Below are 13,794 nucleotides of genomic sequence, written 5' to 3'. Positions count from 1 at the left end.
GTTTAGCGGCAGTAGCGTAGCGGTCCATTTGAATCTGTAGAAGCGGCAACGTTCGCCTTTGCCTCTGAATTTTCACCTTATAAGGTCCTATACAATCCAAAAATTCAGGGGCAACAGCGATCGAAAGATCATATGGAACGCGGAGCGGTACTCTCAGCTCTATCTACGCTCAACGTAAACCCTGTCCCACTTACAATACTTTTTCTAAGAAACTAATGGTCCGCTCATTTTTCGGATTACCAAATACCTCTTGTGGCGTTCCTTCTTCTACGATGTAACCACCGTCCATAAACACGACACGGTCGCTTACTTCGCGTGCAAAACCCATCTCATGCGTTACGATCATCATCGTCATGCCTTCACGCGCCAGATCTTTCATTACGCCGAGCACTTCGCCCACCATTTCAGGATCGAGCGCCGAGGTAGGCTCGTCAAACAGCATAATGTCTGGGTTCATTGCCAGCGCACGTGCAATCGCCACACGCTGCTTCTGACCGCCGGAAAGCTGTCCTGGCAATGCATCTGCCTTATCGACCAAACCTACACGATCCAGCAGCTTCATAGCCGTTTCCCGGGCCTCTGCCTTGGACTGTTTGCCCAGTTCAGTCGGCGCGAACATAATGTTCTTAAGCACGGTCATATGCGGAAACAGATTGAAATGTTGAAATACCATACCTATATTTTCACGGACTTTGTTAATGTCCACGTTTTTGTCACTCAAGTTGTAGTCATCGACAATGACCTCACCTGCGGTAATTTCTTCAAGCATGTTCATACAACGCAAAAACGTACTTTTCCCCGAACCAGATGGGCCAATGACACACACAACTTCGCCTTCACGTACTTGCATGTCGATGCCCTTTAGCACTTGATTACTACCATAGCTTTTTTTCAGGTTTTTAACGATAATTTTACCCACGGCGAACTCTCCCTTCAAGACGGTTGGAAATTTTGGTCAGGACTGTAATGACGATAAGATACATCACCGCTACTACCAGCCAAATATCAAAGGATTGGAATGTCCGCGCAATAATGATCTTACCCGATTGGGTCAATTCGACCAAACCGATAACAGACAAAATGGACGTATCCTTCAACGTAATAACCAACTGATTGATAAACGACGGGATCATGATTTTCACAGCTTGTGGCAAAATGATTTTAAGCATAGCCGTCCGATATGGTAGACCAAGCGAACGAGCTGCTTCCATTTGTCCCGGATCAATGGACTGAATACCACCACGGATAATCTCAGTTACATACGCACCCGCATTCAGGGATAACGTCAATACAGCCGCAACAAAAAGCGGCATTTTGAAATCCAGTGCCTGTGGAATACCAAAGTAAATAAAGAAAGCAAGCACGATCAGCGGAATACCGCGGAATATATCGACGAAAACAGTTGCAATACCACGGAACACCTTGTTATGGCTTACTTTCATAAAGCCAAACACCAATCCTAGGATAAAGGCTACGAGTAAAGATACAAGTGTGTACAGCAACGTATTTCCCATGCCCTTAATCAGCGAAGGCAGCGAAGCGGAAATCAGTCCCCAGCGGCTGGTCTCTACAGGCGCCACACCTTTGCCCGATTCGCCAAGGTATTTAGCCAAAATTTTATCGTATTCCCCGCTATTGCGCAGATTAACAAGCCCTGCATTAAATTTCTCCAGCAACTCTTGGTTCTTGCCTTGGTTAACAGCAAACCCGTAAGAAGCACCTTTTTCCTTATCTGTTACCAGCTTAAGGCCGTTATTCTGGTTTACACCGTATGCCAGTACCGGATAGTCATCAAAGCAGGCAACCGAATTACCTGTTTTAACTTCATCATACATTTGAGAAGAATCGTCGAACGGTACTGTAGTAAAGCCGTATTTGGCCTTAATGGATTCTGCGAATGTGTAACCTTCCGTTCCTGTTTTGACAGCGACACGCTGTCCTTTCAAGTCCTCATAGCGTTTAACCGTATCATTATCCTTGCGGACCGCCATGACAACGCCTGAATCAAAATAAGGCTCGGAAAAATCAAATTTCCGCTTGCGTTCATCGGTAATACTCATCCCGGCAATGACACCATCCACTTGGTTCGTTTCAAGGGCCTGCACTGCCGCATTAAAGCCAAGAGGCTTAATGGTATATTCAAAATTCTGATCCTTGGCAATAGCTGCCAGCAAATCCATGTCGATACCGACAAATTTACCATCTACATCTTCAAACTCAAAAGGCGCGAACGTTGTATCCGTGCCGATATCATACTTTGTTTTATTTTCTGCATGTGCCACTACACCGAAATTACCGGCCAGGGCAACCACAAAAAACAAACAAATCATGAGTGCTATTAGTTTTCTAGATTTTTGCATAATTTCCTCCAGTCAGTTGAACGGTTCAAAGTTTTCTGTTTATTCTACAGGAGTTATTAAAAATTGACTACTTTGATGTCAGGTATTTTTGAAAAACGTTTCATGGAACTATCTGGATGTGTAAACTTTAAAGAAGCAGTTTTGTCCCAGAATGCCAATAAGCCCCTGCCGCAAAAAGCGGACGGAAGCTTATTGTGTATTCTATAGTGTGTACCTTTTTTTCAAGAAATAATAATGAACTAGAAAAGAATTTTGAAAATCAATCCAGATAACAGTGCAGCAATCGGTATGGTTATCACCCAAGTAATAATAATTCGACCGGCCAGCGACCAACGCACAGCGGAAAAGCGCTTCGCAGAACCCACACCCAAAATAGCCGAGGTAATAGCATGAGTAGTACTTACGGGCAAATGAAGCAATGTAGCTGTGAAAATAACAGAGGCTCCCGAAATGTCAGCTGCGAATCCGTTAATTGGCTCGATTTTAAAAATCTTGGTTCCCATCGTCTTGATGATTTTCCAGCCCCCGATTGACGTACCCAGCGCCATCGCTGTTGCAGCTGAAATTTTTACCCACATGGGTACTTCCAAATGGTCCTGATACCCCGCCGAAACGAGTGCGAATGTAATAATCCCCATCGCCTTTTGAGCATCATTCGTACCATGCGTGAACGACTGAAGCGCTGCTGTAATGACCTGCATTGTACGAAACCCTTTGTTCACCGTATGCGGACTACGATGAGCGAAGATATATTTTAAAATCATCATCACGATGTAACCGACAACAAAAGCAATCAGCGGGGAGAAAATAAGTCCTTCGACAATCCCGATGAAGCCGCTCCAGTTTAATTTATCCGACCCCGCACCTACATACACCGCTCCAGCCAATGCACCAATCAATGCATGAGAAGAGGATGAAGGAATACCGAACCACCAGGTTAAGAGGTTCCAGATAATCGCAGCGATCAGCGTCGCAATGACGATATCAATTCCATTCGTAAGCTTGGTTGGATCAGCGACACTTCCACCAATGGTCTTCGCAACCCCTGTAAACAATATTGCCCCGAGAAAATTCATGACCGCAGCCATAATAATCGCACGTCGCGGGGTCAATGCACGGGTCGATACCGAAGTTGCAATCGCGTTCGCCGTATCATGAAAACCATTAATAAAATCAAATGCCAGAGCAAGAAAAATAACAATACCCAATACCAGTAAACTTGTATCCATGTAAAAGGACTCCCTTACGAGTTACGCATAATGATGGATTCCAGCATATTTGCAACATCCTCGCATGAATCCGTTGTCGTTTCAAGGCGTTCGTACAATTCTTTGCGTTTAATCAGTTCAATAGGGTCAGTTACAGTTGCAAACAGGTTTTTAATGCAAATACGCAACAATTCATCCCCCTGATTTTCCAAATCATTCAGGCGAATAGTGTATTCACGAATGGCCAGCAATTTTTTCTGTGAAAGCAAATGCACAGCTTTCTGAATTTCGTAAGCTGATTGACGCAAAATATCAGCGAACTGCACAATATACTCGTCCGGCTCCGTAATATTGTACATATAAAAACGAGAAGCCGTCGCTTCAAGACCGTCCAACACATCATCCATGGTTGTTGTCAGTTCCATGATGTCATCGCGTTCCAACGGCGTAATGAAGGTCTTGTTCAGCTCAGTAATAATCGTGTGTGTGTAATCATCACACTTATTTTCATACTTCTTCATTTCATTTGTAAACAAAGTTACATCCTGAAGATTTGAAGTATGTTGGGCAAAATAATCGGCTGCTTGCACGATCGTATCTGCCATATTTTCCAACGTCTCGAAGAATATATCCTTTTTCTTCAATCTCATAACGATTACCCCTTTACGAAAATATCCGCAACCTGTTTCGACTGCAATAGACAACCTTTGCTATCTTATCACACTCATCAATGTTTTTGTAATGTTTGTAAAAGCAAATTTCATGATATACGTATACATTGCCCGACATGGAAGGTCATTATCCGACATTTTTTCCCTAAAAAGGTGTATTTCGTTTTCTAATTTGCTTCTATGGTTACATGTTCCTTTAGTGAAGTATCTGCAGGTACCACATGTATATAGGATGTACCTGGCGTTAACGGGATTTCAACCCCATTTTTCATAAAACGAATCGCATCGCCTGGTGTATGTTGCCACTCAGCCTGTATTAACTGTCCTTGTTGAAACACCATGGCCTCTCCGCTACCGTCCACCTCAACACTTAATCTGCCTACATCATCCAACGTTCGATGTCTAGCGCTCATCACAATGACATTGGCTGCTGAGAGCTGTTGGTTATTATTTTGATCCACATGTGACTTTTCGTTCACAAAACGCTTATATTGTTGATCCGCTGGATCATAGGTATAAGATACCCGATAGCTTTTAAGCAAAAACCGGATTTGTAAAGATGCTGCTGTCTCGTCCACCATAACTGGGGTTTCACCGGATTTGAGGTAAGAATATACTGGAACGTCCGTCTGCTTGGCATACCCTTTACTATCGCTTCCTTTGCGCAGTCTGTTCACGTCTGTGTATAAATTATGTGGAGGACGACGATCTTTGCTTCGCCAGAAGTAAGCCCCTCCATTTGAAATCTCATCCAGATGTTCCTTACGCTGCTGCTGTAAAATCGCATAGGCATCTGTGCTTCCCCCTGCGTGTATCGGCAACGCACCATAGGTTTCGCCTAGCTCAATCAAATACGGTCGAATGCTACGGACCGGTCCGATCTTTACATCTCCGCCATGACTTTGGAAAAAAGCGACCAGACGGGTAATCCCGCCTTCTGCAAGAACTTCATATACCATGTCTGCCTGGCTAAGTCCTGCCTGTGGACGTGCAGCCGGAGCATTATTGATCATGACAGCGAGCGGTCGCTCCAAAACTGGCTGCTCCACCGGAAGCCCGGTGAGCGGAGCTGTAAATGCCGGAATAGACTGCTCCTTCGGCGGTTCAAGTGCCTCCTTCTCTGTTTCTTGCTTGGTCAGTTGGGGAACGGATTCAGATTCACCCGTATTGGACATAGCAGAACAAGACATCAGCGTCATGCATAACAGAGCTGAGGCCATCACACGCAACCAATGATTTCGTTGGGAAATGGGCCCGGACAAGTTCATCCCTCCACTTAGTTATTTTTCTCATTATAAGCTTTATTTCCTGTTTTTGTCTTGATTGAAGCATGACCAATCTATAGAATACTTATCTGAAGACATTAAAATTTAAAAAATATTTAGACTTTGTGATTTTTATCACAAATAACTGTAACTGAACCTACTACAATAAAGGTGTAGCAAAGATGATCATCCCCAACAAAATGAAATACAACCAACATTATAGATTAAGAAAGAGGAGTGGTTTGAATGTTTAACAGCTGGTTACGTGAGAACAAAGTCGCAATGTGGTTGCTGACTGTAGTACGGGTTTATCTAGGGTATGAATGGATGACCCACGGACTTGAAAAGCTGACAGGTGGATTTGATGCAGGCGGATTTATCTCGGGGGCCATTGCTAAAACAGGTGGAGACCATCCCGCTGTACAAGGCTGGTGGGGATCGTTCTTGGAAACCTTTGCCCTGCCGAATGTAGGTTTGTTCAACGTCCTGATCCCATTGGGTGAGTTCTTGGTAGGGGTTGGCCTGCTTCTCGGTACATTGACTACACTGGCTGCTTTGATGGCTATGGTTATGAACTTCTCGTTCCTGTTCTCGGGTACAGTAAGCACCAATGCAATCTACCTGCTATTTGAAATCTTCCTTGTAGTCGCTGGTGCAAATGCCGGAAGAATTGGCTTTGACCGTTGGGTACTGCCCTTCCTGCGTGGACTGTTTCGTAAAAATAAAGATACCTTTCCAGCGGACCCTAGTCGAAAAATAGCTTAAACATCCCAAAATAACCGTTATCCTCCGGGGTAATGGTTATTTTTTTGCGCTGTTATACTCACAAGGGGTCTTTCAGCTCCTTCTAACTCGGACTCTTTTATCGGATTCATCATCCCCCCCAAACGTTTACAAGTTGGATACAACATGGAATGCTCACGATACATTTACCCTATACACTACAGTTACATCAAAGAACGTAATGGAGGGTTATATCATGAAAAAAATTACCAAAGCCTATCTCATGCTCGCAGCCGTAACTTTCACAGTGCAGACTATGGGATTGGGATATACAACATCAGTCAAAGCGGCGACGTCTACTACGACATCTCAGGCAGAAAGTGTACAACTTATCTCCAAGACCTTCGAGCAGCTACTACGCCAACCCGGCAAGCTACCTCAGGCATTCACTTATTTGCAAAAGCATATTCAATCCATTCCAGCCTCTCAAGCTACCATCATGGTGCTTCATCTGGAAAATGCGCAGAACCAGCAATTGGATTCCTATGCAAAGACCTTATACCCAGCCTCTGTTCAAATCAAAATAAATCAAATCTATAAACCCGGTGATTCGTTCACAAATGTAATCAGCCGTTCAAGCGATGCGAACCTGAAAAAGTTGCTAACTCAAACAAGAGATGCCGGCTACAAACTTGAAACTGCAGAAGGCATGTACTACCCAGTCATCAACTATGAAAAATATAAAGTCTTCGGGAAGCACACCACGACAGATATCCGCAGCTATATTGACATCATGGCGATGGAATCCGGACAGGCGGCTACCAAGGATGCCGCGCTCCGTATCGGCTATCAACAGTTAGCCGGACGAGTGCTGGCACAGGAGGCATTTTTAAACCAATATCCACATTCCAACCGTACACAAGCTATAAAAAAATTGCACGATCTGTACTTCTTCTATACTTTCTATGGCACGAACAATACGCCATTATTCGATTATGATACCGGGAAGATTCATCCGAATGCCAAAAAAGGGTATCAATTCGTCATTCAACGTAATATGGATTCGAAGAGTACCTACATTCAAAAGCTGAAAGCATTTATGACACTGTTGGATCAAAATGCAGATCAGCGTACTACGCAGGTATCCACTTGGCTAAAAAAGAACGTGCCTTCTAATTAATCAAAGACGCAAAATACACAAAAGAACTTCCATTCCCACACACCATGTGGATTCGGAAGTTCTTTTTTTACATTTACGTATCACTTTCTTGACCAAAAGCCCAACAATTGAGACTCAACGAGCCAAGGACATACGACTGAAAAAGCTTATGCGCAGAGCGCTCATGATCCGCAGCCCCCATCGCATAAAACAAAGGTGAAAAATGCTCTATTCCATAAGAAGGTACCGCCTGTTTGGCATATGGAGCCTTTTTGTCATATTGGAATAGGTGACGCAAATTCCAGTCTTGGAGCTGCTGTGCAATCCAGTCATCATATTGAACGGCCCAATCGGCTGGCTCACTCGTCTGCTTGAGTGTCCGCAAGTTGTGGACCAATCCGCCGCTACCGATAATCAAAATCCCTTGTTCTCGCAACGGTGCCAGCATCCGTCCAATCTCGTATTGCTCCTGGGGAGCGCGCCGAGAATCAATGGATAAGGGTACGACCGGTATGTCTGCATCAGGATATATATGCCGCAAAACCACCCATGCTCCATGATCCAGTCCCCGGTTCCGAACCGGCTGGTGGAACAGGTTATGCTGACTGAACAGATGCTCTATCTCCTCATACAGCTTCGGATCGCCTGGTGCAGGGTAATCGATTGAGTACATTTCTTCGGGAAAGCCATAGAAATCGTGCAACGCTGCATGCTGATCATCCGCGCCAATACATTGATCGGGGCTATCCCAATGCGCGGAAAAAATGACAATTCCTTTGGGTCGGGGCAGGCTCGCGCCCAGCTTTGCAAGAAAGCTGGTATATGCGTTATTTTCTACAGCCAGTGTCGGTGAACCATGCGCAACAAAAATTGAGGGTAATGTCATCGCTGCCAACCTCCACACGCCAGTATAGTGTTACTCTTCCATTTTACTCCGGCGAAGGCGCAATTTCCAATACAATCCGTTACACACTCAAATCAGATCATCCAGTGCTGCCAATCCCGTTGAATATTTTCCTGTTCATCTAGCCATTCAAGCGTCCGATCAATGAGCCGTTGCCGCTCTTTACCTGACGAGAAAGTGTGATCTCCCTGGAAAATAATCTCTTTATCACAGCGTCCCTCTGGACGCATCCAGAATATCTTTTGAAACAGAAATGCATAATCCACAGGAATAATATCATCCGAGGTGCCATGAATAACGAGCACATCTCCGTTAAATTTAACGGCCTCCTGAAACGGCTGGAATTGAGCTAACGACTCAAAATAAGCAGGCGTAAACTTATAGCCCAAATAGTCGGCATGACCCGTTTTAACAGACTCATCGTACACGCTTCGCTCCGTAATTTTGACGATGTCGTTGAATGGATAGCCCACTGCTGACCAAAGAACCAGATTTTGTACTCTCTTATCCCGTACGGCTGTGAGAAGGGCAACCGCGCCCCCCAGACTGTGACCGATCAGCGTCACCTTGGTCGGGTCAATGTCCGCACAATTGACGGCGTAGTCCAACACGGTACGTGTCTGATTAATCATGGACTCGAGCCCCTGCTTGCCGTATTCACCTGTGCTTTCCCCACAACCGGCAAAATCAAAGCGCAGGACAAAGTATCCCCCCTCGGCCAGTTCACGCGCAGTCTTGACGAATAATCGATCTACTCCAATACGATTGCCTACAAAACCGTGACATATAACAACGAGGGGAACTCGTCTCTGACGCTCTCCCTCATTTGTACGGTTTGGATAATGAATTGTTGCGGCCAGTTCTTCATGTTCAAAGCGAATTCCAATTTGCCGTTCCATCCTGATTCCCCCTGTTTCAAGCTTCACTACACATTTATGAATTCAAACTCATATAGTAACGTGGAATATCCATCCAGGATATTCATTCACTTTAATTCCGATAAGTTTAATAAGTTTTATAGTAAAGTCAGTCTATCATCGCCCTGCTTCCTTGTCAACCTGTCAGTTCACATCGTTAAAAAAACAAACAAATAGCGCTCCCCGATGCGATTCCGGAGAACGCTATACTACACTTATTAGAGTGAATCCACTACATTAAAGTAGACATTCGTTATTCGTAGCTGCTCCTAAACATTTGGTGGGTCTCCGTTCGTCCCTCCCACTCCAGCTTACAAGAGGCGCCGTTATGTTCATCCTCATGCCACAGGCTACGGTAGTTCTGTGCACCTAGTTCACCTGCAAATTCTGTATCCTCAGCCACTTCAATATCGTCCAGTATACGGTAGGTTGGAGAAGTTCCTTGAACACTCCGGTGACTCACATTTGTAGACGAGGCCACCCCGCTATTCCTGTTCGAAGCGTTTGCCAATCGTTTTTGGACTGAATAATCTGCCTGGTTCTCCAGTTTCATGATGCCACACCCTCTTAACGTTTATATTCAGGTTGCTCTATGTGCTCACCCTTTATCCAGTTTGAGGAGAATGCAGCGGTAATATACATTCTATAGATAAAGTCTTTTGCCATCCGACGCTTCCTCACGTATACTGTCTTTGTTACGAAATGGCGGTTCCATCACCCTGGGATACGCTCATAAAGCAGGAGGAAGAAATGACTAAAGCAAAAAATTATACGCTTATTGCATGGATTGCCTTGTCTATGTTTTTTTTGACACAGGCAATTATCGGATGGTTTGTCACCTTTACAGGCGGGGATATCAGACCCTTTGAAAAAATCAGCCTATCCACCCTTATCATCATCGCCGCAGGAGCCATTCTACTCGTTGAAGCCCTGATGAATTTTATGGACCGTCCCGAAGAAGGCGAGGAGACACAACAGCCAGACCATGCCCCAGTAAAGCCCCAGATGAATCTTAAATCCATCTTGATGTATGTTGTGTTAGTTGTCGTGATTCTTGTCGCCGGACTAGCGCTGCGCAGTGTACTGCCGGTATTCAGGATCTCCCCTTGGGTAAATTTAATTCTCGCCGCCATCGGCTTTATTGGACTCAAACCGATTTTTCTGCGTAAAAAACGTTCATAGCCCGCAATTCTCATTATATGGAGCTGCCTCATTTTGGATCGTAGCAGCTCCTTTTCATTGCAATCAGGCAACCAACTTACAGCTTGGGTGTGCGCTAAAAAGCCGTATTCCTGGCCTGCAAGAAGCTGCATGGGGGAATACGGCTTGATATACTTTAGAACTTATTTGGAAAATAGTTGTTCTGCATTATCCAGAGCAATTTTATGTCCCATCGCGGAGTAGTCCAGCCAAGGCTGTCCGTCCAACATGTAGACATGCCCTTGCTTCACCGCTTTGAGACCTTGCCATACTGTATTTCCTTCCAGCTGTTTGTATACCTTTTGGGCATCCGCGCCTTTACTGATGATAACAAGGATCGCATCGGCATCATAATCCGGTAAAACCTCTTGGGAAACAACTTGATAAGCCTTATTGATCTTTTCTACACCCTTGGCTGGCTTTAAACCCAAGTCCTGATACAACAGCGGTCCTACGGGACGCTTCATCCCCATAACACGAACCTCTTTCGCCGTCACACGTACAGCCATAACCGTTCCGTCCCCAATTTTTGAATGAATCAGCTTTTTGACTCGTTCCTTCTGTGTATCATAATCTTTTAGAAATGCGTCTGCCTGTGCTTCATGTTTGACCATAACGGCTATTTTTTTCAATTGATCCTTCCATGTGCCTTCATCCAGATCAAAAACTTCGGTCGGCGCAATTTTTTCAAACTTGGCCACATCGGTTCCCGAATATTTTTTGTCCAAGAAAATATGATCAGGTTGAAGTTCCAATACCGCTTCCATATCCGGGTCTGTGACAACACCTAGCTTACGGGTACTTTGAAGACGATCTTTTACATGGGGCAGAAAATCCTTCACATCTCCACCAATGACCGAACCAGCCGGAGTAATGCCCAATGCCAGCAGGTTGTTCGTCAAATGAATAGACATCGAAGCAATACGCGAATCCGCACTAATGGTTGTCTTCGTACTGCCAGCCGCTTTCGTATCGGTAGCCTGTTTGTCGGCTGCTTGTCCGCAAGCGGACAACATGATCATGCATACAACAAGAGTTGTGACTACCCATGAACGTTTAAAACCTGAACCCTCAAATTTGTGCTTTCTCATGATTACTCTCTCCTATGCTACAGAAACTCTACATTATAATGATCAATATAGAAGGCTTCTGTTTAGTTATTAATTTCAGTGGGTTGCATCATTTGCAGCATTTGATTTTATATGTACCTATTCCTTCTGTCATTTTGTTCGGGACAACAGGAATAAAAAATACGGAGCTCCTACCACAGCAACCACCACACCTGCGGGAATCGCATTCGGCTGAAACACCGAACGCCCAATCGTGTCTGCGGTGACCAGAATAACGACCCCGACCAAACAGGCTACTGGCAGCAAATGCTGGTACATCGGCCCAACCAGACGGCGAGCCAGATGAGGCGCAATCAGCCCAATAAAACCGATGCCTCCGGCCATGGATACGCTGGCACTCGATAGAGCCACGGCTGCGCCCAGCAGTATCAGGCGCTGGCGCTTCACATTTGTGCCAATTCCAGCTGCGGTCTCGTCGCCCAACGACAGATTGTTCAGACTGCGCGTCTGCGACAGAACGTAGGGTAATACAATGACTATCCAAGGCAGCAAAGCCGCTGCGTGTATCCAGTCCCGGCCCCAAACGCTGCCAGCTAACCAACGTGCAGTAAATGCGTACGTATCCTCATCCAGCCGCAACGACCAATACAGCGTTATGGCGCTAAGACCCGAGGCTACACCGATGCCAGACAAAATCAGACGCACCGGCACGATTCCTCTGCTGCGGTTATAGGACAACAAAACAATCAGCACCGCCGCAATGACACCTCCTGCAAAGGTAAACAAGGGGATCAGAACGGCGGCCGATCCGTCCAGGTCGCGAAAAAAGCTAACGAACATTACCAGCCCCAACGCAGCCCCCGCATGAAGACCGAGCACTCCCGGATCAGCAAGTGCGTTCCGTGACAAGCCTTGCATGACCGCCCCGGCTGCACCTAGTCCCGCTCCAGCTAGCACCGTTACAGCAATACGTGGCAGACGATACTCGAACAGAACGATATGATCACGTCCGTTGCCACCGCCAAACAACGTATCCAGCACGCGTAGCGGTGGAATACGAATCGTTCCGGTATTCAAACCCAAAACAAGGACAGCAAAGCTGATCCCCGCCAATACCAAACAAACGAGCCAAGCCTTTTTCGTTCTGGTGTCCCCAATCCCTAAAGAGCGACTCACTATAAATCCCTCCTTTCCTTACGGGCGAGAAAGAGGAAAAAGGGTACTCCAATAAAAGACACCATAATTCCAATAGCTAGCTCCTCCGGCGGATTTGCCATTCTCGCTCCCAAATCTGCCAGCACCAGCAGCACGGCTCCCAATAATGCAGACAGCGGCACAATCTGGCGATAATCCACACCGATTAGCTTGCGGGCGATATGTGGGATAACCAAACCTACAAAGCCGATGGCTCCGGCAGCCGATACAGATAGGCCGGCCAGTACCACTACAGTCAGCAGACCCAAAAGCCTGATACGCCTGAGATTCAGCCCAAGGTTTAACGCCACCTCATCGCCCATCGAAATCAGCGAAATAGAACGTGCCAGCCCCATAGACCAGACGATCACAATAAGCAAAATCGGTGCAAGAATCTCAAGCTGCGACCATTTAATCCCGGCTACACCACCCGCATACCAGAAGGCTAAATCCTGACTTAGATCAAAATAAATCGCAATCCCCGAAGTCATGGAACCTAACAAGGCAGCCGTCACAGCTCCAGACACCGTCAATCTCATAGGTGTCAATCCTCCCGGTGCAGATGCTCCCAGACCAAATACCAGTAAGGTACTCATCAGCGCCCCCAGGAACGACAATACAATTAACGTCCCATAAGGTAGATTGGGGAAAAAGGCAAAACTCACTGCAACTACAAACATCGCCCCTGCGTTAATGCCCAGCACACCTGTATCTCCCAGCGGGTTGCGTGTAATACCCTGAATCAGAGAGCCAGCCACCGCCAACGCAGCTCCAATAACTGCTGCACCGAGTACACGCGGTAATCTCAGCTCGTGAATGATCTGATGTGTCATTAGCGAACGATCATAGTGAAATACTGCCGACCACACGGTGCTTACGGTCAAATCCTTGGCTCCGAGAGAAATGGCGGCGAATATGGCCAAAGTCAACAATACAGCCGAAGCTGTGAACAACAACACCTGCCGAACCCTACCCGCTCGAAGCACTGGACGTGCTGTTATGTCTACTTCAGGAACTGCCCTCTCTGTCAGAGCTGTATGTTTGTCCATGCTGTCTTTAGACTGCATTTGGTGAGGTCACTCCCTCCATACCTGAAAATCATCACGTCTCTTATAACGATAAT

General features: G+C 46.0%; 14 protein-coding genes. 3 read left to right on the top strand and 11 right to left on the bottom strand.

Annotation, left to right across the window (positions count from 1 at the left end; all coding sequences use genetic code 11):
• Positions 1 to 190: 190 nt before the first annotated feature.
• From KAI36_RS04225 to KAI36_RS04205, 5 genes are all read right to left on the bottom strand, one after another.
• Positions 191 to 919: an amino acid ABC transporter ATP-binding protein gene (locus KAI36_RS04225; protein ID WP_023987087.1), complete on the bottom strand. Its 729-nt coding sequence runs from the start codon at positions 917 to 919 to the stop codon at positions 191 to 193.
• Positions 912 to 2,360: an amino acid ABC transporter substrate-binding protein/permease gene (locus KAI36_RS04220; RefSeq protein WP_023987086.1), complete on the bottom strand. Its 1,449-nt coding sequence runs from the start codon at positions 2,358 to 2,360 to the stop codon at positions 912 to 914. Before KAI36_RS04220 ends, KAI36_RS04225 begins: the two co-directional genes overlap by 8 nt.
• A 239-nt stretch (positions 2,361 to 2,599) precedes the next feature.
• Positions 2,600 to 3,589 (bottom strand): inorganic phosphate transporter, encoded by a 990-nt coding sequence (locus KAI36_RS04215; protein ID WP_023987085.1) that lies wholly within the window; start codon positions 3,587 to 3,589, stop codon positions 2,600 to 2,602.
• Positions 3,590 to 3,603: 14 nt separating this feature from the next.
• Positions 3,604 to 4,218: a DUF47 domain-containing protein gene (locus KAI36_RS04210; RefSeq protein WP_007428879.1), complete on the bottom strand. Its 615-nt coding sequence runs from the start codon at positions 4,216 to 4,218 to the stop codon at positions 3,604 to 3,606.
• Between the two features lie 188 nt (positions 4,219 to 4,406).
• Positions 4,407 to 5,501, bottom strand: coding sequence for a DUF3048 domain-containing protein (locus tag KAI36_RS04205; RefSeq protein WP_220027031.1), 1,095 nt, complete (start codon positions 5,499 to 5,501; stop codon positions 4,407 to 4,409).
• A gap of 249 nt (positions 5,502 to 5,750) precedes the next feature.
• Here KAI36_RS04205 and KAI36_RS04200 point away from each other — a divergent pair, with 249 nt between their 5' ends.
• Positions 5,751 to 6,269, top strand: a complete 519-nt coding sequence (locus KAI36_RS04200; protein WP_220027030.1) for a DoxX family membrane protein — start codon at positions 5,751 to 5,753, stop codon at positions 6,267 to 6,269.
• A gap of 214 nt (positions 6,270 to 6,483) precedes the next feature.
• Entirely contained in the window at positions 6,484 to 7,407 is a 924-nt protein-coding gene (locus tag KAI36_RS04195; protein ID WP_220027029.1) for a hypothetical protein, read from the top strand.
• 73 nt (positions 7,408 to 7,480) lie between these two features.
• Here the strand turns inward: KAI36_RS04195 and KAI36_RS04190 are convergent, their stop codons facing one another.
• From KAI36_RS04190 to KAI36_RS04180, 3 genes are all read right to left on the bottom strand, one after another.
• Complete coding sequence (locus tag KAI36_RS04190) at positions 7,481 to 8,272, bottom strand: dioxygenase family protein (protein WP_023987081.1); 792 nt, start codon at positions 8,270 to 8,272, stop codon at positions 7,481 to 7,483.
• Between the two features lie 92 nt (positions 8,273 to 8,364).
• A complete protein-coding gene (locus KAI36_RS04185; RefSeq protein WP_029517128.1) occupies positions 8,365 to 9,189 on the bottom strand; it encodes an alpha/beta hydrolase in 825 nt (274 codons plus the stop codon).
• Between the two features lie 271 nt (positions 9,190 to 9,460).
• Complete coding sequence (locus KAI36_RS04180; RefSeq protein ID WP_103744824.1) at positions 9,461 to 9,760, bottom strand: hypothetical protein; 300 nt, start codon at positions 9,758 to 9,760, stop codon at positions 9,461 to 9,463.
• Between the two features lie 197 nt (positions 9,761 to 9,957).
• Here KAI36_RS04180 and KAI36_RS04175 point away from each other — a divergent pair, with 197 nt between their 5' ends.
• Positions 9,958 to 10,389: a hypothetical protein gene (locus KAI36_RS04175; protein WP_103744825.1), complete on the top strand. Its 432-nt coding sequence runs from the start codon at positions 9,958 to 9,960 to the stop codon at positions 10,387 to 10,389.
• Positions 10,390 to 10,550: 161 nt separating this feature from the next.
• On the opposite strand, the gene KAI36_RS04170 is transcribed toward KAI36_RS04175, so the two are convergent.
• From KAI36_RS04170 to KAI36_RS04160, 3 genes are all read right to left on the bottom strand, one after another.
• Entirely contained in the window at positions 10,551 to 11,498 is a 948-nt protein-coding gene (locus KAI36_RS04170) for an ABC transporter substrate-binding protein (RefSeq protein ID WP_103744826.1), read from the bottom strand.
• Positions 11,499 to 11,627: 129 nt separating this feature from the next.
• On the bottom strand, positions 11,628 to 12,653 hold the full coding sequence (locus KAI36_RS04165) for a FecCD family ABC transporter permease (protein ID WP_103744827.1): 1,026 nt from the start codon (positions 12,651 to 12,653) through the stop codon (positions 11,628 to 11,630).
• Positions 12,653 to 13,720, bottom strand: a complete 1,068-nt coding sequence (locus KAI36_RS04160; protein ID WP_374755059.1) for a FecCD family ABC transporter permease — start codon at positions 13,718 to 13,720, stop codon at positions 12,653 to 12,655. The genes KAI36_RS04165 and KAI36_RS04160 overlap by 1 nt, the downstream gene beginning before the upstream one ends.
• Positions 13,721 to 13,794: the final 74 nt, after the last annotated feature.

The organism is Paenibacillus sp. S02, from assembly GCF_019454065.1.
Lineage (GTDB): Bacteria > Bacillota > Bacilli > Paenibacillales > Paenibacillaceae > Paenibacillus > Paenibacillus polymyxa_B.
The sequence above is the reverse complement of the archived record's forward strand: the minus strand, read 5'-3'. Positions and strand labels throughout refer to the sequence as shown.

Bases quoted from the DNA above. Each gene is read 5' to 3' on its own strand.
- KAI36_RS04175 (WP_103744825.1), top strand. From the start codon at position 9,958: ATGACTAAAGCAAAAAATTATACGCTTATTGCATGGATTGCCTTGTCT.
- KAI36_RS04190 (WP_023987081.1), bottom strand. From the start codon at position 8,272: ATGACATTACCCTCAATTTTTGTTGCGCATGGTTCACCGACACTGGCT.
- KAI36_RS04200 (WP_220027030.1), top strand. From the start codon at position 5,751: ATGTTTAACAGCTGGTTACGTGAGAACAAAGTCGCAATGTGGTTGCTG.
- KAI36_RS04220 (WP_023987086.1), bottom strand. From the start codon at position 2,360: ATGCAAAAATCTAGAAAACTAATAGCACTCATGATTTGTTTGTTTTTT.
- KAI36_RS04180 (WP_103744824.1), bottom strand. From the start codon at position 9,760: ATGAAACTGGAGAACCAGGCAGATTATTCAGTCCAAAAACGATTGGCA.
- KAI36_RS04185 (WP_029517128.1), bottom strand. From the start codon at position 9,189: ATGGAACGGCAAATTGGAATTCGCTTTGAACATGAAGAACTGGCCGCA.
- KAI36_RS04215 (WP_023987085.1), bottom strand. From the start codon at position 3,589: ATGGATACAAGTTTACTGGTATTGGGTATTGTTATTTTTCTTGCTCTG.
- KAI36_RS04170 (WP_103744826.1), bottom strand. From the start codon at position 11,498: ATGAGAAAGCACAAATTTGAGGGTTCAGGTTTTAAACGTTCATGGGTA.
- KAI36_RS04210 (WP_007428879.1), bottom strand. From the start codon at position 4,218: ATGAGATTGAAGAAAAAGGATATATTCTTCGAGACGTTGGAAAATATG.
- KAI36_RS04195 (WP_220027029.1), top strand. From the start codon at position 6,484: ATGAAAAAAATTACCAAAGCCTATCTCATGCTCGCAGCCGTAACTTTC.
- KAI36_RS04160 (WP_374755059.1), bottom strand. From the start codon at position 13,720: ATGGACAAACATACAGCTCTGACAGAGAGGGCAGTTCCTGAAGTAGAC.